Here is a 21,496-nt window from a genome sequence, read left to right on the forward strand (position 1 = left end):
AATGACACTAGGCGGCCATATCAAACGGCGGCGGACCTTTGCGATTATTTCGCACCCGGATGCCGGTAAAACCACATTGACTGAGAAGCTACTTCTGTTTGGTGGTGCCATTCAGGCCGCTGGTGAAGTGAAAGCCCGGGGTGAGCGTCGCCGTGCGCGGTCCGACTGGATGAAGGTGGAACAGGAGCGCGGTATTTCCGTGGCGTCCTCTGTTATGACCTTCGACTATGAAGGCTGCACCTTCAACCTGCTTGATACGCCAGGCCACGAAGACTTCTCCGAAGATACCTACCGCACGCTCTCTGCTGTTGATAGTGCTGTGATGGTGCTGGATAGCGCCAAGGGTATCGAGGCGCAGACCCGCAAGCTTTTTGAGGTTTGCCGCTTGCGCGATATGCCAATCACGACCTTTATCAACAAGCTGGACCGGGAAGCCAAAGACCCGTTCGAACTTCTTGACGAAGTTGAACAGACGCTGGCGCTTGATGTGGCGCCCGCCAGTTGGCCCATCGGTATGGGCCGTGAGTTCCGCGGCTGTTATGACCTGATCCATGACCAGCTTATCCTGTTTGATCGCGGCAAGGGGGACCAGTTGGCTGAAGGCATCAAATGCAAGGGTCTAGATGACCCCAAGCTTGATGAACTGCTGCCAGACCATGCCGTTGAAAAACTGCGGGCGGATGTTGAGATGGTGCGGGAGCTTTGCCCCGCATTCGATCTGAATGCTTATCTTGAGGGTACGCTCACGCCCGTGTTTTTTGGTTCCGCCATCAACAACTTTGGTGTGCAGGAACTTCTCAAGGGCGTGGGGGATTTTGCCCCAAGCCCGCGGGCAGGCATATCGCTTGAGCGGGTTGTTGAGCCGGACGAGAATAAGTTTTCCGCCTTTGTGTTCAAAATTCAGGCGAATATGGACCCGAAACACAGGGACCGCATCGCGTTTGTGCGTATTGTCTCTGGCAAGTTCAAAAAAGGCATTAAGCTCAAGCATGTGAGAAGCGGGAAAACGCTTGCGATTCACAATGCGCAGCTTTTCCTCGCGCAAGACCGTGAAGTGGCTGAAGAGGCCTATGCGGGCGATATCATTGGTATCCCGAACCACGGCAACCTGCGCATTGGTGATACGCTTACTGAGGGCGAGACCGTGCGTTTCACTGGTGTACCGTCCTTTGCGCCAGAGATTCTCCAGAAGGTGCGGGCGGAAGACCCCATGAAAGCCAAACACCTTGGCCGCGCGCTTGAGCAGCTCGCGGAGGAGGGGGCTGCACGGGTGTTCAAGCCAAACCTTGGCAGCGACTGGGTTGTTGGTGTGGTTGGCCCGTTGCAGTTTGACGTGTTGGCGGACCGTATCCGTACTGAGTATCAGATACCCTGCAAGTTTGAGCCTACAAGCCTGATGACCGCCGAATGGGTTGAAGGTGAAGCGCGCGAGCTCAAGAAGTTTGGCGAGCAGAACCGGGCCTCTATGGCTGTGGACCATGCTGGCGCGCCGGTTTATCTCGCACGTAACAACTGGCACCTTGATAAAGCGAAGGAGGACTTTCCGTCGCTGCGCTTCCTGAAAACCAAAGAAGAAGTATTTTAAGCTGCCTTAAAACAGGCATTTTCGAAGGTTAACACCCCGTCAGCCACATGCTGGCGGGGTTTTTCGTTATGGGTAGCCCCGGCAATGGGCAGCAGCGATGCAGTGTGATATGTGTAATGTGCTGAAGTGAGATGAAAGCGGTTGGGAGACAGATATATGTCAGAGAACGAAGGCGTCATCACCGGTGTTGGCGGCATCTTTTTCAAATGCCGGGACAGGGACGCCTTGGTGGACTGGTACCGCAAGAAGCTCGGTTTTCCGTTTGACGGCATCGGCGCGAGTTTCGTATTCCGGGAGGATGCAGACCCGGAGAAAGCTGGATATTTTGTCTGGGGACCCTTCAAGCGTGAGACAGACTATTTTCGTCCCTCCGGCAAGGAATATATGATCAACCTGCGTGTGCGCGGCATTGAGGCCCTCGTTGATCGGCTCAAGCGGGCAGGGGTTGAGCAGATTGGCGAGATTGAAGAGTTTGAATACGGCAAGTTTGCCTGGATCGTGGACCCAGAGGGCACCAAGATCGAGCTCTGGGAGCAAATTGGTGAGCCACCGATCCTCGCTGAGGGCGAAAGTGACGCCAAGAATTGATGGTTAGTTAAGCTAATTATATTAATATTTTTAGCTAATTCTATATATTCTCTCTAACTTCCAACCCCGGGCGGGGGTTGCTGGCCAAAGCTCTGTACTAGAGAGCCTGCAACTAGGTTCCAGCCGTCTACCAGCACGAAAAATATCAGCTTGAACGGCATTGCGATCATCACCGGCGGCAGCATCATCATACCCATGGACATCAGGATGGACGCTACCACCATATCAATCACCACAAACGGTACGTAGAGCAGGAAGCCGATCTCAAACGCGCGCCTGATCTCGGATATCATGAAGGCAGGAACGAGGGTGGTGAGCGGTACGGTCTCTGGTGTTTGCTCAATAGGGTCGTTCGCGAGAGTCATGAAAAGCTCAAGGTCTTTTTCACGCACCTGAGAGAGCATGAAGTTCCGCATGGGCACCGACGCCCGGTTATAAGCTTCAATCTCGTCAATTTCTTCATTGATCAGGGGCTGGATGCCTTGATCCCACACGGCAGTGAATGTGGGCGCCATCACATAACCTGTAAGGAAGAGGGCGAGCGACACAATCACCACGTTTGGCGGGGATTGTTGCGTACCCATGGCACTTCTGAGTAGGGAGAAGACGATCACCATGCGCGTAAAGCTGGTCATCATCACAAGAATGCTGGGTGCAAGGCTCAGGACGGTCATCAGGAGGATAAGCTGCACCACACGGCCGCTGAGGGAGCCGGATTGCCCCAGGTCGATGTTCACTGACTGCGCAAGGGCAGGCGCGGCGCCAAGCGCAATAAGTGCAAGGCACATGGGTGCGATAAACATGAACGTCCGGCTGATCAGCTTCTTATGGGTCTTCCAGCTATTCACCGCGCACCTCTTCCGTGTCAGCTTTGTCTTCAAGTTCAACCATTTTCGCGAAGTCTGCGCGGTCTTCACCGATTGTGCGCACACCGTTTTGGCCTGCGGCCAACAGGATATCCCGCCCGCGCCAACGCACCACAACAAGCCGGTTACGTGCGTCCAGCACTTTGCTCGCGACGATTTCCAGTTCCTTGTTTCCGGGTGTCTGTCTCACCGTGCCAGGCAGCAGACCAAAGCGGCGCACAAGCCAAGCCATAAGGCCAAGCACACCCAGCATCAGGAAAAGAACCGAGAAAACCCCCAAATATTCCATCATTCACCTTCTTGTGGTGGTATGCGTTCTGCGACCGGTGCGTCAATGGAGACGGTGCCTTGCGGGGGCACTGTACCCGCTTTTTCCGCTCCCGTGCCTTCCATCCTGCGGTTTTCCGCATAGACCCGCTCGAGAATAAGCGATACCGCATGAAGTGCCTCAAGGGGGACCGGGCAGTCAACATCAAAGGCATCCAGAAGTTCAACAAGGTCTTTGTCCTGCCGGACCTTCACGCCTTCCGCAAACGCAATATCCAGTATCTTTTCAGCCAGATGGCCGTGGCCTTTTGCCGCGATATTGGGTGCGCTGCCTTCTCCGTCACGCTTGATCGCGACGGCTTTGGTTTCAGGCACCTTGTCTGGGTCTTGGTTGCTCATGCCACTATTCAGCGACAGTTGCGCTCAAAAAGCAAGAGCGACCGACGGGGTGGGGGCGAAGAAAACTTATCATGTTTGCAACTTGTTAACTGGATTCGTGTCATGTTATACTGATTTTAGCTTCGGTCCCGATAGTGCTTCGCGGGGCAGGAATGGAGAGACGATGGATCTGACCAATATCCCGATTATGGCTGCGCTCAAGGAGCGCCTCAACTGGTTGAATGACAATCAGGCCGTGATCAGTGAAAATATCTCTCAGGCTGATACGCCCGGTTATCGTGCTAAGCAACTGGAAAAACAGAGCTTTTCTGGCCTTGTGGATGAGCTTTCTTCTGGCGGAAACTCTGGTGTTCAGATGCGCTCCAAAAATGCACGGCATCTTGATATGTCTGGTGGGTCGGTTGGTCAGTCACATGTGATGGAAGCCAAAGGCCGGGAAGAATCGCCAAACGGCAACACGGTCGTCCTCGAGGAAGAAATGCTGTCTCTGGCAGATAACCAGATGAAATACGGCATGGTCGTTAACCTCTATAAAAAGAATCTCGGGCTTTTGAAGAAAGCTCTCGGCAAGGGTGCAGGGCAGTAGAAACCGCCTGTACCAAGTTAGCTTGATGTAAGGGCAACTTGATGGATATTCAGAAAGCAATGATGGCATCTGCAGCGGGATTGCGAGCGCAATCTGTTCGCATGCGGGTCATTTCTGAGAATATCGCGAACCAGGATTCCATCGCGATGGAACCGGGCGCGGACCCATACCGCCGTAAAATCGTAACCTTTCAGACCGAGCTTGATCATGCGTCGGGCGTTACCCTCGTGAAACCGGGTGAGGTAGCCTATGACCAGAAAGAGTTTGGCAAAAAATATGATCCGGGTAATCCCGCAGCTGATGCCGCAGGGTATATCAAAACCTCAAACGTAAATGGTTTGATTGAGATGATGGACATGCGCCAGGCGCAGCGGACCTATCAGTCCAACCTGAATGCGCTTGAAGCGACCCGCCGCATGGCAACCATGACGCTTGATCTGCTGCGTTAGGAGTTTAGACAATGAATATCAAACAGCTCGACGCCGTTAATGCCTATAGTCAGGCCACAAAACAAATGCAGCCGGGCGGCCTTGGTGCCCGCGATGGTGCCGATGGCATCAAGGCGGATTCTGCCTTTGGTGCGCTGGTGGACCAAGCTATCGGAAACGTACAAAAAGCGACTGAAACCGCCGAAGTTATCAGCGCGAAATCGCTGGTTGATCAGGCAGACATGGTTGATGTTGTAACCGCAGTTTCAAACGCTGAAATGGTTGTGGATACGGTTGTCAGCGTACGCGACAAAGTAATTTCCGCCTATAATGATATCCTGAAAATGCCGATCTAGTCTGTGCATTTTGCACGACCCGGGGGGATGAATGACTGGTCCTGATGTACTTGAGGTGGCGCGGGACGCCCTGCAAACGCTTTTGTTGACAGCAGGCCCCATTTTGGGGGTTGGGCTTGTTGTTGGCCTCTCCATCGCGTTTTTCCAGACACTGACCCAGCTTCAGGAAATGACGCTCACCTTCGTTCCTAAAATCATCGCGGTGTTTGCGGCACTCCTTGCAGTTATGCCTTACATGGGGCGCAATCTTTCCGCCTTCATGCTCCGGATTTCTGAACGCATTATCTCTGGCGGGTAAAGCTCGTGCTCTCCGAAGTTTTACCGATGGAGGCTTTTGGGTTTTTGCTCGTCACCGTGCGGCTTGCAGCCATCGTTATGGTGATGCCCGTGCTTGGCGATACCTCAATCCCGCGGCGCTTCAGAGTGACCTTTGGTTTTGTGCTCGCGCTCATTGTCTATAGCAATGTTCGTGAGCTTATCCCGCCTATTCCGCAAAGTGTGTTTGGCCTTTTGGCCATGATGGTAAAAGAACTGCTTGTAGGCGTTATCATGGGGCTCGCAACACGGATACTGATGTCTGCAACCCATGTGGCGGGTACGGTGATTGCCTTTCAGACAGGACTGGGCGCCGCGCAGTCTTTCGACCCCGCGCAAGGGTCCCAAAGTGCTCTTGTCGCGGCTTTCATGACCTATGTGGCTATTACAATGATCGTGGTGATGGACCTCCATCACCTGATGATCCTTGGCATGGCGCATAGCTATGAGAAGTTCCCGATCGGTGAGGCGTTGCCCTATGTGGATTATGCAACGCTTATTGTCGGCATGGTGTCAGACAGTTTCCTGCTTGGCTTCCATATGGCGGCGCCTTTCATTGTGTATGCTATGCTGTTTAACCTCGCGCTCGGTCTTGTTTCCCGCATGGTGCAGGGCTTTCAGGTGTTTTTCATCGGCATGCCGATGAATATCTTCATGGGATTTGCGATCCTGATGGTGCTGCTAGGTGGCATGATGCAGTTGTTCCTCGACCAGTTCAGTGAACTCCTCGTCGGCTTTCTGGGGTAGAGAATGGCAGACGAAGACGAAAGCCAGAAAACCGAAGAGCCGACCGCCAAAAAACTGCGCGACGCGAAAGAGAAGGGCGAGGTTGCTTCAAGTCAGGAACTCAAGACCTGGTTCATGCTCGCTGCGGCCACGGCAGTCGTTGCGGGGCTTTCTCCCTATATAGCTGCCACCATCACCCGGAAACTGCAGGCGTTTATGTCCTCGGTGCACCTGCTGGACACGGATCAGGTTGATGCGATGGAGAATATCTCAACACTGATCTTTGAAGTGTTCATCATTGTCTCCATCCCGTTTTCCATCTTCATCGTTACAGCGCTTGGCGCGAGCTATATACAGCACGGTATGACCTTCACGTTTGAGAAGTTCAAACCTGACCTCAGTAAACTGTCCCCGCTCAAGGGGGCAAAGAAGATTTTCTCAACCCGGATCTTCATTGAGTTCGTCAAAACCACGCTGAAGCTGCTCGCTGTTTCGTCTGTTGTGCTGATGGTGGCATTGCCTGAGCGCGAGTTGATCGACACCGTCATGTTCCTGTCAGTGATAGACATGTTGGACGTGGTCTATACCATGGCGGTGCGCTTGTTGATTGGAGTCCTGATCTTCCTGACCATCGTGGCTGCGATCGACTATTCCTATCAAAAATACCAATATATAAAACGTCTGAAGATGACCAAACAAGAGGTCAAGGACGAACATAAGCAGTCAGATGGTGATCCGCAGGTTAAAGGGCGCTTGAGGGCAATCCGACGTGAGCGGGCCATGCAGCGCATGATGGCGGCTATCCCGACCGCAGATGTGGTTGTCACCAACCCGACCCATTATGCAGTGGCGCTCGAATATAAGCATGGCACCATGGATGTGCCCAAGCTTGTAGCGAAGGGTGTGGACAGCGTTGCGCTTCGTATCCGGGAACTGGCCGAAGAGCATGGTGTACCCATTATTGAGAACCCGCCGCTCGCGAGGGCATTGCATGCCAGTGTGGAAATTGATGAAGAGATACCACCAGAGCACTATAAAGCGGTTGCGGGCGTTATCAGCTATATCATGAAGCTTAAAAAGGCTGGTTTTTCAAGGCAGAAGCGATAACAGGCCTTGTCACGCGCCGCCGCTAGGGCCTAAGCTTCCAAAAAGCATTCGGAGACGGGGATCATATGGAAAGTCGCTTGCCGCAGCCGGTTCAGGACGCTCTGATTGATAGCGAAGCCAAATCCGGCATCAAGCTGCTCACGGTTGCTTTGGCTGGTGTTATCGGCACAGCAGGTATTGCCGGGCTGGCATGGGTAAGTTGGGGCAGTGGTGTTGCGCTCGCGGTTGCCGGTGCTCTTCTGATCGCGACGGCTATCACACTCCTCCGGGCGCTTGGTTCCATTGACCATCCGCTGCACGACGCCAGTGTGATTGACAGGGACCTTGTGAACGCACTTGTCACGCTTGAGCGCCGCGCCGTGATTATCACGGACCTCCACGGAAAAACTGTTGCAACCAATACGGCGTTCGAGCGGCTTGCGTTTGGAAACCTGCGTACAGTTCAGGATCTTTTCAGGGGCCATGACGGCTATGAGGCCTTGGACGCGCTTGTATCAACCGTCGCGCGGGAAGGTGAAGGCGAGGCGGAGTTTGATGCTTGGCAAACGGACAAATCCCACCTACGGGTGACCGGCAAGCGCATTCGGCGCCATATCATGTGGCACGTGGCCTGTGATGGTGACCAGCAGCGTCTTGATCATGAACGCACACAGATCGGCGAATGGGGCGCGCCGCTGTTTGACAGGCTTGGGTGCGGTGTGCTTCTCGAAAGCGCGGACGGCAAAATCCAGTATATCAACAGTATCCTGCGGGAATGGCTGGAACTGCCGGATGAACAATTTCCCGTCAAAATCCAGATAAAAGCGGGCGAAAGCCAGTTGCTTGTGGGCGGCACGCAGCGGATCGATGTTGATGTGATTGATGTGCCGCTCAAAACCCGGGAAGGAGACCGCCAGATCGGCCGATACCGGTTCATGCGCAAGCTGGATCATATCCGTGGCCGCATCACCGATGGCCGGGAGATACTGGTTGACCCGATCTTTGACGCGGCCCCTATTGCAGTCGCGGTTGTTGACCATGATGGCGCGATACGGGAGTTCAACCGCCCACTTAAGCTGCACGCCGCGGGCAAAGGCATTGCTGCGGGCAAAAGCGTGTTTGACCTTGTGAAGGTAGACGACCGGGAAGAGCTGAAACAGCTTGTTGAAAATGCACATGGCGGTAAACCGTCCTCCATGCCGTTGGACGTGGTCTATAATACCCAGCCGGAACGTGTTGGGCAGGTTTTCTCCTCACCGGTCTCTAAAGATGAAGAAACTTTCGTTATCCTCTATCTTATTGATACAACACAGGAAAAGAGCCTGGAGCGACAGTTTGTACAGGCACAGAAGATGCAGGCGGTCGGCCAGCTTGCGGGTGGTGTCGCGCACGATTTCAACAACCTGCTGACTGCCATTATCGGTTTTTGTGATCTTCTGCTTGTTCGTCATGACGCAGGCGACCAGTCCTTCTCCGACATTATCCAGATCAAACAGAACGCCAACCGGGCAGCCAATCTGGTCCGCCAGTTGCTGGCTTTCTCGCGCCAGCAAACCTTGCGGCCCAAGGTTTTGATGATGACCGACGTGCTGGCAGAGCTCTCGAACCTTATCCGGCGCCTTATTGGTGAGAACATTGAGCTCAAGGTTGTGCATGGCCGTGACCTGCAGCCGATCAAGGTTGACCAGGGCCAGCTTGAGCAGGTGATTATCAATTTGGCGGTCAACGCGCGGGACGCGATGCCGGGCGGCGGCAAGCTTGAAATTCGGACAAGCATGATAGGGCCCGACCATAAGCTTGTTGAGCAATATGATGTGATTGTGCCTGACGACTATGTGCTCGTGGAAGTGATCGATAGTGGTTGTGGTATACCAAAAGACAATCTCTCCAAAATATTTGAGCCGTTTTTCACCACGAAGGAGGTAGGGCAGGGCACGGGCCTTGGCCTTGCAACCGTGTACGGTATCGTCAAGCAAACTGGCGGTTTTGTCTTTGTGGAATCGGAAGAGACGGTGGGCACGAACTTCAGGCTGTTCTTCAAGGCTCACTCAGGCGCGGCGGAAGACGCGGCCACCAGCAAGAAGCAGGAACCGGCTGCGAAAGACCTTACCGGCAAAGGCACTATTCTGATTGTGGAAGACGAAGACCCGGTGCGCATGTTCGCGAGCAGGGCGCTATCAAATAAGGGGTACCGGGTGCTGGAAGCAGCGTCCGGTGAAGCCGGGCTTGAGATACTGCTTGAAGGTGATGACCAGATCGACCTCCTGATTTCAGACGTCATCATGCCCAATATGGATGGCCCGACGCTCGTCAAAGAGGCGCGCAAAAAAATGCCTGACCTTCCGGTGATTTTTGTATCTGGTTATGCGGAAGACATGTTCCGTGAAAACCTGGCCAACGAAGAATTTTCTTTCCTGCCAAAACCCTTCTCCCTGAAGGACCTGGCGGAACAGGTAAAGACTATTCTGGGTTAGGTAGCCTAAGAAAGCGCCGTTTTCTGCCGTTTTTTTCAATGTGAGAACAAAAGGTGAATTTCTATTTGCGCAATAAGAACAAATGGGGTACAAAACGAGCATTGCAAGGAATATCAGCCTGTGGAATAAGAGGGGCCCAATCATGTCAATGCCGGAACTTCAGTTGGTAAAGGGAACATCCATGGATAAGACTAAAGCACTCGAAGCGGCGCTAAGCCAAATCGACAGAGCCTTCGGTAAAGGTTCTGTGATGAAGCTGGGCCAGCGCGAGAGCGGAATTGAAATCGAGGCGATTTCCACAGGCTCGCTTAATCTCGATATTGCTCTCGGGATTGGTGGTTTGCCAAAGGGCCGCATCATTGAAATATACGGCCCGGAAAGTTCCGGTAAAACAACATTGGCGCTGCATGCTGTTGCTGAAGCACAAAAAGCTGGCGGTGTTGCGGCATTTGTGGACGCGGAACATGCGCTTGATCCGGTTTATGCCCGCAAGCTTGGTGTTGACGTGAATGAGCTTCTCATCAGCCAGCCCGACACCGGCGAGCAAGCGCTTGAGATCACGGATACGCTCGTGCGGTCTGGCGCTATTGACATCCTTGTTGTGGATTCGGTTGCAGCACTTACGCCGCGGGCAGAGCTTGAAGGCGAGATGGGTGACAGCCACGTTGGTTTGCAGGCCCGTCTGATGAGCCAAGCGCTTCGTAAACTAACAGCGTCAATCTCCCGCTCCAACACGATCGTGATTTTCATCAACCAGATCAGGATGAAAATTGGCGTGATGTACGGCAGCCCTGAAACCACAACAGGTGGTAACGCGCTCAAGTTTTATGCGTCTGTTCGCCTTGATATTCGCCGCGTTGGGGCGATCAAGGACAAGGACGAGATTGTTGGTAATGCGACCCGTGTGAAAGTGGTCAAGAACAAGCTGGCACCCCCGTTCAAACAGGTTGAGTTTGATATCATGTACGGCGAAGGTGTCTCCAAGATGGGTGAGATTATCGACCTCGGTGTGAAAGCAGGTGTGGTTGAGAAATCCGGTTCCTGGTACAGCTATTCAAGCCAGCGCATTGGGCAAGGACGTGAGAATGCCAAGCGTTTCCTTCTGGAAAACCCGGATGTATCAAAAGAGATCGAGCAGGCCATTCGTCAGAATGCGGGTCTTGTGAATGAAGCTATGCTGGTTGACCCTAATGCGGATGAAGAAGTCAGCGCCGAATAAGCTGACGCGATAACGCGTTTATGAAAGATAAGAGAGCGGCTCAATTGAGCCGCTTTTTTCTTGGGGGCCAAAGGTTCTCGCTAGAGAAGGTAGAACTCTGCTCTTAATCGCGCCACGATTACACCCGGTAGTTTATCGTTCGAATGAGGACCGTGACACCACACATCGCAGATAAAGCCGGAGAAAAGCTGTTCTCTGGCTTTTGCAATGCTTGCCAGCGCCCTTGTCTGCGGCTAAAACGGCGATATGTAATGGTGCGGCGGCTCTCTCCTGAACGGAGCAGGGGTGGCCGCACCTAAATTTTGTTCCCAAGGACTTGAGGCCAAATTAATGACCGGACTGATCACTGGCGCCAACGACATTCGCAAGGCGTTTCTGGATTATTTTAAAGGGCAGGGCCACGAGGTTGTGCAATCAGCACCGCTCGTACCACACAATGACCCGACCCTGATGTTCGTAAACGCGGGCATGGTGCCGTTCAAGAATGTGTTCACAGGCGCGGAGAGCCGCGACTACAACCGGGCTGTCAGCTCCCAGAAGTGTGTGCGCGCGGGCGGTAAGCACAATGACCTTGATAACGTTGGTTACACGGCCCGCCACCACACATTTTTCGAGATGCTCGGCAACTTTTCTTTTGGTGATTATTTCAAGGAAAACGCCATTGAGCATGCCTGGAACCTGATCACCAGGGAATATGGGCTCAATAAAGACAAGCTTACCGTTACCGTCTATCACGAGGACGATGAAGCCTTTGACCTTTGGAAAAAGATCGCGATGCTGCCTGAAGAGCGCATTATCCGGATCGCGACGTCGGATAACTTCTGGTCCATGGGTGATACCGGGCCATGCGGGCCATGCTCCGAGATTTTCTATGATCACGGCGACCACATATGGGGTGGCCCTCCCGGCAGCCCTGAAGAGGATGGTGACCGGTTCGTGGAAATCTGGAACCTTGTCTTCATGCAATATGAGCAGCTTGCATCCGGTGAGCGGATCAACCTGCCCAAGCCGTCTATCGACACCGGCATGGGGCTTGAGCGTATCGCTGCCGTGATGCAAGGCACGCATGATAACTATGAAATTGATACCTTCAAGGCCATCATCGCCGCTTCCGTGAATGTGACCGGTGCTGCTGAGACAGAGCAAACCCGGTCATCTCACCGCGTGATTGCGGACCATTTGCGGGCGTGCAGCTTCCTGATCGCTGATGGCGTCCTGCCCTCCAATGAAGGACGGGGGTATGTGCTGCGCCGCATCATGCGCCGCGCGATGCGCCACGCGCACCTCTTGGGCGCCAAAGATCTGGTGATGCACCAGCTCGCGCCAACACTCATCAGTGAAATGGGGCAGGCCTTCCCTGAACTCGGTCGTGCTCAGCGCCTGATCGAAGAAACCATGAAGCTTGAGGAAGCCCGCTTCCGTCAGATGCTGGATAAAGGGTTGCGCCTTCTCGAGGATGAACTTGAGAAGATCGCGGAAGACAAGGAACTACCCGGCGATGTAGCGTTCAAACTGTATGACACCTATGGTTTTCCGCTTGATCTAACGCAAGACCACCTGCGCGGGCAGGGCCGTAAGGTTGACGTTGACGGCTTCAACACCGCGATGGAAGAGCAGCGTGCAAAAGCGCGGGCCGCATGGGCAGGCTCGGGGGATGCCGCGACCGAACAGGTATGGTTCGATATCAAGGATGAAACCGGTGCCACAGAGTTTGTAGGTTATAGCACAGAGCATGCCGAGGGGCAGGTTGTCGCGCTCGTGAAAGACGGTGCGCGTGTGGATACCGCGCATGCGGGTGACGATGTGATGGTTGTGACCAACCAGACCCCGTTTTACGGCGAGAGTGGCGGCCAGATGGGTGACACCGGCACCCTTTCAAGCGATGATGGCGCCTCGCTTACGGTAACAGACACCGCCAAAATGGTCGGCAGCCTGCATGTGCACAAATGCACGGTTGTGAAGGGCGAAGTAAAAGTGGGTGACGCACTGGATATGGTCGTTGACGGAGACCGTCGTGCGCGCCTGCGTGCCAACCACTCAGCCACACACGTGCTGCATGAGGTGTTGCGCCGCGAGCTTGGTGAGCATGTAACCCAGAAGGGCTCGCTCGTGGCCCCTGATCGCCTACGGTTTGATATTTCACACCCCAAGGCGATTGCGGAAGAAGAACTCACCACCGTTGAGCGTGAGGTTAACCGCATTATCCGCGACAATGCTGAGGTGCAAACACGGCTCCTGAGCTATGACGATGCCATTGAGGCAGGTGCCATGGCGCTGTTTGGCGAAAAATACGGTGATGAAGTGCGCGTTGTTTCCATGGGCGACAATGGCGCCAAAGACAAGCCATATTATTCCGTTGAGCTTTGTGGCGGCACACACGTCAGCCGGCTTGGAGATATTGCGCTTTTCACCATTGTGGGCGAAAGCGCTGTCTCGTCCGGTGTGCGGCGTATCGAGGCGCTGACGGGCGCTGCAGCGCATGAGCACTTGCTGAACCAGCAAAAGCTTCTGAAAGACGCTGCAGGGCAGATGAAAACAAACCCGAATGAGCTTGCTGAGCGTATCGCAGCCCTTCAGGCCGAGCGGAAGTCGCTTGAGAAGGAGCTGTCGGAAGCTCGCAAGAAGGCAGCTCTTGGTGGCGGTGCGGCCTCTGGTCCGGCCGTGAAAGAAATCGCGGGCATTAAGTTCATCGGTCAGGTTCTGGATGGTGTGCAGGCGCGTGACCTGCGCGGCATGGCGGACGACGCCAAGAAGTCTTTGGGCAGCGGTGTTGTGTCTTTGATTGCGGTGAACGACGGCAAAGCCGCCATCCTTGTTGGGGTGACGGATGACCTCACAGCCAAGATCAGCGCGGTTGACCTTGTGCGTACCGGCGCGGAAGCGCTTGGTGGCAAAGGTGGCGGCGGGCGCCCTGATATGGCGCAAGCAGGCGGCCCTGATGGCAGCAAGGCAGCAGACGCTGTGACAGCAATAGAGGCTGCGCTCGGCGCGCTATAATCGCCAGTTTTGATAAATATAAAAAAGGCCGCTCAGATTGAGCGGCCTTTTCTTTTGGTTTTTTGCTCGTCCTAGCCGAGTTCAGCTTTCAGGTTTTGATCAACCTTGTCGAAGAACTGACCTGTGGTCATCCAGGACTGGTTCGGACCGATCAGGAGCGCCAGGTCTTTGGTCATGGAGCCGGTTTCAACGGTGTTTACACACACACGCTCCACAGCTTCCGCAAACTCAGTTACTTCAGGCGTGCCATCCATCTTGCCGCGATACTTCAGGCCGCGTGTCCACGCGAAGATAGAAGCGATCGGGTTGGTTGAGGTCTCTTTGCCTTCCTGATGCTGGCGGTAGTGACGGGTCACGGTGCCGTGTGCGGCTTCAGATTCAACGGTTTTCCCATCTGGCGTCATCAGAACCGAGGTCATCAGACCGAGCGAGCCAAAACCTTGCGCCACGGTGTCGGACTGCACGTCACCATCATAGTTTTTACAAGCCCAGACAAAGCCACCAGCCCATTTCATCGCGCAGGCAACCATGTCATCGATCAGGCGGTGTTCATAGGTGATGCCAGCGTCTTTGAACTTGTCAGCAAATTCGTTTTCATACACTTCCATGAACAGATCTTTGAAGCGGCCGTCATAGGCTTTCAAAATCGTGTTCTTGGTGGAGAGGTAAACCGGCCACTGGCGGTTCAGGCCGTAATTCATGCACGCGCGAGCGAAATCGCGGATGCTGGCATCCACGTTATACATGCCCATGGCAACGCCGGCCTCTTCAAACTCGTACACTTCGCGCTCAATCGCTGCGCCGCCGTCTGAAGGCTCGAACTTCATGGTCAGCTTGCCTGCGCCAGGCACGAGGAAATCTGTCGCACGGTATTGGTCACCAAACGCGTGACGACCGATCACGATCGGTTTTGTCCAGCCAGGAACAAGACGCGGGACGTTTTTCATGATGATCGGCTCACGGAATACCGTGCCGCCGAGAATGTTGCGAATGGTACCGTTCGGGCTGCGCCACATTTTTTTTAGGTCAAATTCCTCAACACGCTGTTCGTCTGGTGTAATCGTCGCACATTTCACACCAACGCCGTGTTCTTTGATGGCATTTGCTGCATCAATGGTGATCTGGTCGTCGGTTTCATCGCGCTTCGTGACGGAAAGATCGTAGTAAAGCAGCTCAACATCCAGATAAGGCTGGATCAGGCGTTCGCGAATCCATTGCCAGATGATCCGGGTCATTTCGTCGCCGTCGATTTCGACGATCGGGTTTTTTACGGTAATTTTGCTCATTGTTCCCTCAAACTAGTTTTGTCCCGAAGGGTAATATAGTGCGCCCATGCAACGCCGGGCGCTGAAATTGCGCGCACCCTATCACCAGAATTCAATAAGTTGAAGAGCGAACGTCCGCTATTTTTCGCGTCAGCCGTCTCTTCGTGTTGTTTTTGTCAGATCAACTCGCTTTTTGCTGGCTCTTCCGGGGTGTAGGAAGCATTCAGGAGGTCTATTGCCTCCTCCGCTGTCGCCACCACCTTCAGGAGTGCCGCGTTCTCTTCTGCGGCAAAACCGCCGTCCACCACATGGTCAATCAGCTCCATCAGCGGTGACCAATACCCTCTATGATTAAGTAGGATGATCGGCTTCTTGTGCAAGCTGAGTTGTGCCCATGTCATAATCTCCAGCGTTTCATCAAGGGTGCCGAGACCACCCGGCAAAACGACGAAAGCGTCTGAGCGGTCAAACATCATCTTTTTGCGCTCGTGCATATTCTTGGTGATGTGCAGTTCCGTGAGGCCGTCTTGCGTTATCTCAACCGCGTCCAGGTGTTCTGGGATAATGCCAACCACAGGCGCACCTGCATCGCGGGCGGCGCGCGCGACGACACCCATCAGGCCAATACTGCCAGCCCCGTAGATGAGACCCATGTCATTTTTGGCGATGCGTTCCCCCAACTCATGTGCCAGTTCCTCAAAATCAGGGTGGTTTCCCATGCGGGAGCCGCAATAAACACAGACATTCTTGATCACAGAAAGTTTTCCCGGCTTTGAGCTGGAGAGAGGTTGCACTATGGGATTCCTTTACACATATGGGATGGAAGATGTGACTTAGGTCAAAGTTTTGACATGTTTGTAGTAAAATCATCTTCCATTATAAAGGCCCGATTGTTAAGGCTTTGTTGAACAGTTAGTATGGTGTGAAATGGGCCCACTTGAAAGCAGAAGCGACGACATGCGTAAGTTGGTGATCGGTGCGATAACCGCAGCGATTGGCCTTGCGGCTGTGCTGTATGTCGTGCTGGATGATGAAGCGGCACCACCACCAGCTGAAGTCAGCACGCCAGTTCCCGGTGAAACAACCGGCGAGCAAGTCGCAAAAGAGCTTATCCCCGAGTTTGACCTTGTGCGCATTTCGCGCGGCGGCACCGGCGTTATTGCTGGCCGTATGGCCCCGGGCGCGCGCGTTGAGCTTTACGCCAACGGCAAAAAGGTTTCCGAAGTTGTTGCGAACGACGACGGTGAGTGGGTGATGATTTTGCAGGAGCCCTTGGAAGCGGGCTCTGTTGAATTGAACCTCAAGGCTGTTGGCAAAGCCGATGGCAAGGTTGCGGAAGCGGACAATGTTGTTGTTGTCTCTGTGCCGGAACGGGATGACAGCCGTTTTGTTGAGCGTGAACAAAACGGCGTGGTCGCTGTTTTGAGCCCCAAAAGCGGGGAAGGGGCAAGCACCGTGCTGCAAAAGCCAGGCGTGGCCGCCTTTGGTGAGGTCGGTGAAAGCCTGAGCGTTGACACCATTGATTATGGTGATGGCGGTGCTGCCGTGTTTACCGGTCGTTCGCTGCCGCGGGTTGATGTGCGGCTCTACCTCGACGGCGAGTTTGTTGGCAATGTGCGCGCAAGCGACAGCGGCCGCTGGACTATACCGCTTGAAAACCGCGCGCTTGGCGCCGGGCTGCATATGATCCGCGTAGATCAGACGATTGGCGACGGTCAGGTACAGTTGCGGATTGAGCAGCCGTTTGAAACCGGTGAGGCGATAGACCCCACAACGGCTGAAAGCGGTGTGTTTGTGAAACCGGGGAATACGCTGTGGCAGATTGCCCGCCAGCTTTACGGCTCAGGCGTACGCTATACGGTTATTTTCCGTGAGAACAGCGAACAGATCAGAGACCCGGATATGATCTTCCCGGGCCAGATATTCCGCTTGCCCGGCAAGGGTGCGCAGAACAACGAGTGATGTCAGGCTTCAAGCGGCTTGAGATGTGAGCGCAGAGCCCGAAGGTGGGTTTCCGATTCCAGAAGAATAAGCGTGAGCGCACTCATGAGGGCGGAGCCAGTAAGCTGTGCGTCCGTTTCCGTCACACTCCGGAAGCTCACTTCTCCATTTTTTTCAATGCGGTAGGCGCCGTCAATGCCACGGTTTGTGGCGTAAACTCGCTCAATTGCCATTGTGCGCTGTCCGGCATCTTCGACGGTGAAATAAAGCCTGCCGAGCTTGGCGGATAGCTCGATTTTGCCGCCACTGCCGTTCGCGGAATCCGCAACCGCATGGAAACGAATACCTTCCCACTCGAAGTCTATCTGATCAAATTGTTGGTCTTCCAGGCTATCCAGGTGCCCCTGGACCTTGTCGAGCGTTTCATGAAGTTTCATGGAGCCCCATTTCCCTCGTTACAACAGCTGCCACGGCTTTGTAGGCACAGCATCGCGCGTTCTGTTTAAACAAGCGTTAATGCCGTGCATTCGTTTTGGACGATTGTTAGGGCGGCACGCAAGCTTTATGTTAAAAAAAGACAGGCACAAGACGGCACGACTTGACTGGCGCACAGCAAATCGCCAGTGTGTGCCAAATTTAAGTTACCTGAAGGGCAAGTAAATGAAGGCAATGGACGTAGTAATGACGCCAATTCACAAGGAAGGGCATGTCTTTGTGGTGATTTTTTTCGCCGTATCGATAGGCTTGTTTTTTCTTGCTGAACCGCTTGGGTGGGTTGGCCTGATTCTGACTGCGTGGTGTCTTTATTTCTTCCGCGATCCTGAGCGGGTTGTGCCGCAAGACGCGGGTATTCTTGTGAGCCCTGCGGATGGCACTGTGTGTGCTATCACGGAATCTGCGCCGCCAGCAGAACTCGGCATGGGTGACGAGCCTTGCACCCGCATCTCAATCTTTCTCTCTGTTTTTAACGTGCATGTGAACCGTTTGCCTGCGGCGGGTGAGATCACCGGCATGGCTTATGTACCGGGTAAATACCTGAACGCGGCAGCCATTGAAGCCAGCGAAGAGAATGAACGCCAGCTCATCCGCATGACGACGGAAGACGGCTATGACATTGCTTTTGCACAAGTCGCGGGCCTTGTTGCCCGCCGTATTCTCTGTGACATTCAGATCGGCGAAAAGCACGAGCGCGGTGCGCGTTTTGGTCTCATTCGTTTTGGCAGTCGTACAGACATCTACCTTGATAAAAAACTGACACCAAAAGTGAGTGTGGGCCAGACCATGATTGGTGGCGAAACTGTCATCGCAGCGCCTGCGAAGTAACGCTCGCACGGAGAACAGGGAAGGGGGCTTTCATGGCTAAAGAAAAAGCATTGCTCTTTCGGGCGTTCTCCATTCGCACGATTTTGCCTAATGTGGTGACACTTTTCGCCTTTATGGCGGGGCTTACCTCTATTCGTTTCGCCCTCGCGGGCAAGTGGGAGATGGCGGTTTTTGCTATCCTGCTTGCAGGCGTGTTTGACGGGCTTGATGGCACCGTTGCCCGGCTTCTCAAGAGCACGAGCCGCTTTGGGGCTGAGCTCGATTCACTCTCGGACGTGGTGTCTTTTGGTGTTGCGCCTGCAGTTGTACTCTATCTTTGGGGCTTGCAGTCGCTTGACCGGCTTGGCTGGGCTGTGGCGCTTATATATGCGACAGCCATGGCGCTTCGCCTCGCGCGGTTTAACGCCCGCATGGATGACGAAGAAGAGCCAAGAAAACGGCTCGGTTTCCTCACCGGCGTGCCAGCACCCATGGGCGCGAGCCTGTTGCTTATCCCATTGATGGTTGATTTTGCGGTTGAGGCTTCAGTGATGCAAGAGTGGGGGCTTCTGGTCGCGGCTTATGCAGTAGGCGTCGCAGTCCTTATCATCTCCACCTTCCCAACGGTGTCCTTGAAAGCCCTACGCATCCGGCGAGACTTTTTTGTACCGCTCATGCTGGTGATTGGCATTGTGATCGCCGGGCTTTTTGTACGCACGTGGCTCGTGATGATTTCTATCGGCATCATCTATGTGATCAGCATGCCGTGGTCATATCTCGCGTATGAAAAACGCCGCAAACAGAAGCGGATGGACTAGAAGAGCAGCCCCGGCATAGGTCTAGGCAGGGGTTTTTGCGTTCAGCGCAAACCGGTTCTCTTCAAGAAAGCGCGTCGCGGCTTCCTGCATCGTGATACCATACTGAAGCACAAAACGGGCGGCTTCGCCGTCTTCATTCTCAAGCAGGGAGCGCAACAGGGCAATCTGCTTGTGGTGATGGTTGATCCTGTCGTCAATCAGCACATCTATACGGTTTGGCGCAACGGCTTCGGCAAAAAGAAGGGCTGCCAGAAATTCAGAGCGGTTCTTATCTGGCTTTGGGGAGTGCGCGAGCGCGGTCTCAAGCGTCGTGCGGCCCGCAGCAGTGAGGCTATACACCTTGCGGTCGGGCCTGTTTTCCTGCGCTTCTGTGCGACAGTTTACAAGGCCTTCTTCGGTGAGTTTGGTGAGCGCAGGGTAAATGGAGCCATAGCTAGCTTCCGAGAAGAAGCTGAAAGCGCCTTCCGCCACCATCTTTTTGATGTCGTAGCCTGTGGTGTCGCCAAGGCTGAGAATGCCGAGGCACAGGGTGCGGATATCCATATTTACCTTCGCTGTCGTTATATCGTGCCGAGATATATCAGTTGGGGAGTTTGACGGGAAAGTAAAGATGCTAGGCGTAAAAAATAGGGCAAATGTTGGCACTTTAATTGCTTATCTATGTGCAGATAATGTGGCGCCAAGCCTGGCTGGGGTGAAATTTCTCAGTGTTTCAAGGTGGTTGGCCGACATATGAAAGGTTTGATCATGATTGCCGCACGTTTAAAAATGGGTTCGTTTCTGGCACATGGGGCAAAACTTGCCTGTGCAACGCTTATGCTCGGGGGATGTCAGTCCTCCAACCTTTGGCAGGGTGAAGAAGTGCTGGTCGAAGCGCGCCAGACCACGCTTGAACGCAGTGTTGGCACGGTGAATGAAAACCACCGGGAACTGAAAGACCGGTTCAACGCCCTTGAACGCCTTTATGTGGACCTGGTGCGGGGCCTCAGGACGCAGAGCGACCAACTGAAGGCGATTGAACAGCAGCTCGCGAACTTCCAGAAAGACCCGGAGCTGGCCGCGAGCCTCACACGGGTCAGGAATGACCTCGGCGCCATGCGCAAGGATATGAAAACGCTCGAGAACAGGGTTTATTCGGTTGAGGTGATGGACCGTCAGGCGGTTGCGTTCACACCCAAAAATGATACTGCCCCCACGGGCACTTCACAGCCTGGCGCTGACCCTGAACCGGCGGCAACCGCAGGCGCAGCCGCCGCAACACCTGTTGACAACAGGCCCGCTATGCGTAGCCAGACATTTTATGGTGCGCACCTCGCGTCGTACCGGTCACAGGATCAGGTGACATCAGGGTGGCGCAGCCTCTTCAATGCTTTCTCAGGTGAGTTACAAGGGCTGGAGCCACGTATCTATACGCAAAGCCAGGAAGGCATTGGCACATTCCTGCGGCTCATTGTTGGCCCGATGGAAAATGAGGGCGAGGCGCAGGCGCTGTGTGACCGTATCCGTGCAACAGGCGGTGAGCAATATTGCCGGGTATCCGAATATCAGGGTGAGCCGTTGCCGCAACCAGCACCAGCTGAATAATCCTGATCACATAGTCAGGAAAATAGGGCCTTCGGGCCCTTTTTTGTGTCGAATCGACAAAAATTTAAATAAATGCGGCCAGAAGGGGAAAGCCCTCTTGACAGAGAGCGACAAATCTTGTCGGATGCTGCAACCTTCGACACACTCAGTCGTAGATGATCAACTTGGGGAGGTGAGATCATCTGGGCGCCAGCGATGGCAGCCACTGAGATACGAAGGCCGGGCATACCTGGGGGTTCGCTCGGATTAGGCGCGGTGCTACGACCCATTTTAGGTTGTTCGCCGCGCCTTTCGCTATTTAACCCTATCTCGCATATTCCTGTGTCAGCAATATGACAAAATACCGCACTGCCGAGTGCGGAGAGCTGCGACGTCAGAAGGTCAGCTTGCGGCCATATGATGGCTTCACTTCAACCGCCCAGGGTTGCTTCTTTATAAGGGCGTGCAACCTCTTGAACACCAGCGTCATGCCGTCCTGCATCGAAGCCATGCCAACGGCACCAATGAGAACAAACAACATCAGTATCAAGATATGTGAAAAAACCATGTCCGCCACTCCTGTTCCTTTTTTGTTCTTATATGGCTATGCAAAATCCTAGTCAAGAACAAAAGTGGAACATTTGCTCAGAGCCGGAAATTTGAACGGTGTAATTATATTGCGCTGATCGCGAGATCGGTGCTAAAGAAGGGGTAA

The 21,496-nt window shown here is 54.0% G+C and carries 23 protein-coding genes; 15 read left to right on the top strand and 8 right to left on the bottom strand.

Features of this window, described 5'->3' with window-relative positions; genetic code table 11:
* Position 1 precedes the first annotated feature (1 nt).
* Both ACN0XZ_RS06395 and ACN0XZ_RS06400 read left to right on the top strand, forming a co-directional pair.
* The gene (locus ACN0XZ_RS06395) at positions 2-1,585 is read left to right on the top strand and encodes a peptide chain release factor 3 (protein ID WP_417456902.1); all 1,584 of its coding nucleotides are present in this window, start codon (positions 2-4) and stop codon (positions 1,583-1,585) included.
* A 156-nt stretch (positions 1,586-1,741) separates the two neighbouring features.
* Entirely contained in the window at positions 1,742-2,173 is a 432-nt protein-coding gene (locus ACN0XZ_RS06400) for a VOC family protein (protein ID WP_417456903.1), read from the top strand.
* A gap of 53 nt (positions 2,174-2,226) precedes the next feature.
* Here the strand turns inward: ACN0XZ_RS06400 and fliP are convergent, their stop codons facing one another.
* The 3 genes from fliP to ACN0XZ_RS06415 are packed head-to-tail and all read right to left on the bottom strand — an operon-like array spanning position 2,227 to position 3,705.
* Complete coding sequence (gene fliP, locus ACN0XZ_RS06405) at positions 2,227-2,976, bottom strand: flagellar type III secretion system pore protein FliP (RefSeq protein WP_417457570.1); 750 nt, start codon at positions 2,974-2,976, stop codon at positions 2,227-2,229.
* A gap of 37 nt (positions 2,977-3,013) precedes the next feature.
* Positions 3,014-3,331, bottom strand: a complete 318-nt coding sequence (locus ACN0XZ_RS06410; protein ID WP_417456904.1) for a FliO/MopB family protein — start codon at positions 3,329-3,331, stop codon at positions 3,014-3,016.
* A complete protein-coding gene (locus ACN0XZ_RS06415) occupies positions 3,328-3,705 on the bottom strand; it encodes an EscU/YscU/HrcU family type III secretion system export apparatus switch protein (protein ID WP_417456905.1) in 378 nt (125 codons plus the stop codon). The genes ACN0XZ_RS06410 and ACN0XZ_RS06415 overlap by 4 nt, the downstream gene beginning before the upstream one ends.
* A gap of 163 nt (positions 3,706-3,868) precedes the next feature.
* Between ACN0XZ_RS06415 and flgB the strand changes: the two genes are divergently transcribed.
* The 9 genes from flgB (at position 3,869) to alaS (ending at position 13,892) form a co-directional block, all read left to right on the top strand.
* The gene (flgB, locus tag ACN0XZ_RS06420) at positions 3,869-4,291 is read left to right on the top strand and encodes a flagellar basal body rod protein FlgB (protein WP_417456906.1); all 423 of its coding nucleotides are present in this window, start codon (positions 3,869-3,871) and stop codon (positions 4,289-4,291) included.
* A 41-nt stretch (positions 4,292-4,332) separates the two neighbouring features.
* Positions 4,333-4,740, top strand: a complete 408-nt coding sequence (flgC, locus tag ACN0XZ_RS06425) for a flagellar basal body rod protein FlgC (protein ID WP_417456907.1) — start codon at positions 4,333-4,335, stop codon at positions 4,738-4,740.
* An 11-nt stretch (positions 4,741-4,751) separates the two neighbouring features.
* Entirely contained in the window at positions 4,752-5,075 is a 324-nt protein-coding gene (locus tag ACN0XZ_RS06430; protein WP_417456908.1) for a flagellar hook-basal body complex protein FliE, read from the top strand.
* Between the two features lie 31 nt (positions 5,076-5,106).
* A complete protein-coding gene (fliQ, locus tag ACN0XZ_RS06435; protein ID WP_417456909.1) occupies positions 5,107-5,373 on the top strand; it encodes a flagellar biosynthesis protein FliQ in 267 nt (88 codons plus the stop codon).
* 5 nt (positions 5,374-5,378) lie between these two features.
* Positions 5,379-6,137, top strand: a complete 759-nt coding sequence (gene fliR / locus ACN0XZ_RS06440; RefSeq protein ID WP_417456910.1) for a flagellar biosynthetic protein FliR — start codon at positions 5,379-5,381, stop codon at positions 6,135-6,137.
* 3 nt (positions 6,138-6,140) lie between these two features.
* Positions 6,141-7,223 carry a flagellar biosynthesis protein FlhB gene (gene flhB, locus ACN0XZ_RS06445; protein ID WP_417456911.1) on the top strand — a complete coding sequence of 361 codons (1,083 nt, stop codon included), beginning with the start codon at positions 6,141-6,143 and terminating at the stop codon, positions 7,221-7,223.
* Positions 7,224-7,288: 65 nt separating this feature from the next.
* Positions 7,289-9,676, top strand: a complete 2,388-nt coding sequence (locus ACN0XZ_RS06450) for a response regulator (protein WP_417456912.1) — start codon at positions 7,289-7,291, stop codon at positions 9,674-9,676.
* A 142-nt stretch (positions 9,677-9,818) separates the two neighbouring features.
* Positions 9,819-10,895, top strand: a complete 1,077-nt coding sequence (gene recA, locus ACN0XZ_RS06455; RefSeq protein WP_417456913.1) for a recombinase RecA — start codon at positions 9,819-9,821, stop codon at positions 10,893-10,895.
* 342 nt (positions 10,896-11,237) lie between these two features.
* Entirely contained in the window at positions 11,238-13,892 is a 2,655-nt protein-coding gene (alaS, locus tag ACN0XZ_RS06460) for an alanine--tRNA ligase (RefSeq protein WP_417457571.1), read from the top strand.
* A gap of 71 nt (positions 13,893-13,963) precedes the next feature.
* Here the strand turns inward: alaS and ACN0XZ_RS06465 are convergent, their stop codons facing one another.
* Positions 13,964-15,178: an NADP-dependent isocitrate dehydrogenase gene (locus ACN0XZ_RS06465; protein WP_417456914.1), complete on the bottom strand. Its 1,215-nt coding sequence runs from the start codon at positions 15,176-15,178 to the stop codon at positions 13,964-13,966.
* 155 nt (positions 15,179-15,333) lie between these two features.
* Positions 15,334-15,912 (bottom strand): TIGR00730 family Rossman fold protein, encoded by a 579-nt coding sequence (locus ACN0XZ_RS06470; protein ID WP_417456915.1) that lies wholly within the window; start codon positions 15,910-15,912, stop codon positions 15,334-15,336.
* Between the two features lie 202 nt (positions 15,913-16,114).
* On the opposite strand from ACN0XZ_RS06470, the gene ACN0XZ_RS06475 reads away from it, so the two are divergent.
* On the top strand, positions 16,115-17,119 hold the full coding sequence (locus tag ACN0XZ_RS06475) for a LysM peptidoglycan-binding domain-containing protein (protein WP_417456916.1): 1,005 nt from the start codon (positions 16,115-16,117) through the stop codon (positions 17,117-17,119).
* A gap of 2 nt (positions 17,120-17,121) precedes the next feature.
* Here ACN0XZ_RS06475 and ACN0XZ_RS06480 read toward each other — a convergent pair whose 3' ends face one another.
* A complete protein-coding gene (locus ACN0XZ_RS06480; protein ID WP_417456917.1) occupies positions 17,122-17,535 on the bottom strand; it encodes a hypothetical protein in 414 nt (137 codons plus the stop codon).
* 223 nt (positions 17,536-17,758) lie between these two features.
* Here ACN0XZ_RS06480 and ACN0XZ_RS06485 point away from each other — a divergent pair, with 223 nt between their 5' ends.
* The gene (locus tag ACN0XZ_RS06485; protein WP_417456918.1) at positions 17,759-18,421 is read left to right on the top strand and encodes a phosphatidylserine decarboxylase; all 663 of its coding nucleotides are present in this window, start codon (positions 17,759-17,761) and stop codon (positions 18,419-18,421) included.
* Between the two features lie 32 nt (positions 18,422-18,453).
* Entirely contained in the window at positions 18,454-19,218 is a 765-nt protein-coding gene (gene pssA, locus ACN0XZ_RS06490) for a CDP-diacylglycerol--serine O-phosphatidyltransferase (RefSeq protein WP_417456919.1), read from the top strand.
* Positions 19,219-19,239: 21 nt separating this feature from the next.
* Here pssA and ACN0XZ_RS06495 read toward each other — a convergent pair whose 3' ends face one another.
* A complete protein-coding gene (locus ACN0XZ_RS06495) occupies positions 19,240-19,761 on the bottom strand; it encodes a PadR family transcriptional regulator (protein WP_417456920.1) in 522 nt (173 codons plus the stop codon).
* Positions 19,762-19,950: 189 nt separating this feature from the next.
* On the opposite strand from ACN0XZ_RS06495, the gene ACN0XZ_RS06500 reads away from it, so the two are divergent.
* Positions 19,951-20,802, top strand: coding sequence for an SPOR domain-containing protein (locus ACN0XZ_RS06500; protein WP_417456921.1), 852 nt, complete (start codon positions 19,951-19,953; stop codon positions 20,800-20,802).
* 373 nt (positions 20,803-21,175) lie between these two features.
* Here ACN0XZ_RS06500 and ACN0XZ_RS06505 read toward each other — a convergent pair whose 3' ends face one another.
* The gene (locus tag ACN0XZ_RS06505) at positions 21,176-21,349 is read right to left on the bottom strand and encodes a hypothetical protein (protein WP_417456922.1); all 174 of its coding nucleotides are present in this window, start codon (positions 21,347-21,349) and stop codon (positions 21,176-21,178) included.
* Between the last annotated feature and the right edge of the window lie 147 nt (positions 21,350-21,496).

Source organism: Kordiimonas sp. (assembly GCF_048264555.1).
Classification (GTDB): Bacteria; Pseudomonadota; Alphaproteobacteria; order Sphingomonadales; family Kordiimonadaceae; genus Kordiimonas.

Coding starts and splice junctions, on each gene's coding strand:
- ACN0XZ_RS06395 (WP_417456902.1), top strand. CDS start 2: ATGACACTAGGCGGCCATATCAAACGGCGGCGGACCTTTGCGATTATT.
- ACN0XZ_RS06400 (WP_417456903.1), top strand. CDS start 1,742: ATGTCAGAGAACGAAGGCGTCATCACCGGTGTTGGCGGCATCTTTTTC.
- fliP (WP_417457570.1), bottom strand. CDS start 2,976: ATGTTTATCGCACCCATGTGCCTTGCACTTATTGCGCTTGGCGCCGCG.
- ACN0XZ_RS06410 (WP_417456904.1), bottom strand. CDS start 3,331: ATGATGGAATATTTGGGGGTTTTCTCGGTTCTTTTCCTGATGCTGGGT.
- ACN0XZ_RS06415 (WP_417456905.1), bottom strand. CDS start 3,705: ATGAGCAACCAAGACCCAGACAAGGTGCCTGAAACCAAAGCCGTCGCG.
- flgB (WP_417456906.1), top strand. CDS start 3,869: ATGGATCTGACCAATATCCCGATTATGGCTGCGCTCAAGGAGCGCCTC.
- flgC (WP_417456907.1), top strand. CDS start 4,333: ATGGATATTCAGAAAGCAATGATGGCATCTGCAGCGGGATTGCGAGCG.
- ACN0XZ_RS06430 (WP_417456908.1), top strand. CDS start 4,752: ATGAATATCAAACAGCTCGACGCCGTTAATGCCTATAGTCAGGCCACA.
- fliQ (WP_417456909.1), top strand. CDS start 5,107: ATGACTGGTCCTGATGTACTTGAGGTGGCGCGGGACGCCCTGCAAACG.
- flhB (WP_417456911.1), top strand. CDS start 6,141: ATGGCAGACGAAGACGAAAGCCAGAAAACCGAAGAGCCGACCGCCAAA.
- ACN0XZ_RS06450 (WP_417456912.1), top strand. CDS start 7,289: ATGGAAAGTCGCTTGCCGCAGCCGGTTCAGGACGCTCTGATTGATAGC.
- recA (WP_417456913.1), top strand. CDS start 9,819: ATGTCAATGCCGGAACTTCAGTTGGTAAAGGGAACATCCATGGATAAG.
- ACN0XZ_RS06465 (WP_417456914.1), bottom strand. CDS start 15,178: ATGAGCAAAATTACCGTAAAAAACCCGATCGTCGAAATCGACGGCGAC.
- ACN0XZ_RS06475 (WP_417456916.1), top strand. CDS start 16,115: ATGCGTAAGTTGGTGATCGGTGCGATAACCGCAGCGATTGGCCTTGCG.
- ACN0XZ_RS06480 (WP_417456917.1), bottom strand. CDS start 17,535: ATGAAACTTCATGAAACGCTCGACAAGGTCCAGGGGCACCTGGATAGC.
- ACN0XZ_RS06485 (WP_417456918.1), top strand. CDS start 17,759: ATGAAGGCAATGGACGTAGTAATGACGCCAATTCACAAGGAAGGGCAT.
- pssA (WP_417456919.1), top strand. CDS start 18,454: ATGGCTAAAGAAAAAGCATTGCTCTTTCGGGCGTTCTCCATTCGCACG.
- ACN0XZ_RS06495 (WP_417456920.1), bottom strand. CDS start 19,761: ATGGATATCCGCACCCTGTGCCTCGGCATTCTCAGCCTTGGCGACACC.
- ACN0XZ_RS06500 (WP_417456921.1), top strand. CDS start 19,951: ATGAAAGGTTTGATCATGATTGCCGCACGTTTAAAAATGGGTTCGTTT.
- ACN0XZ_RS06505 (WP_417456922.1), bottom strand. CDS start 21,349: ATGGTTTTTTCACATATCTTGATACTGATGTTGTTTGTTCTCATTGGT.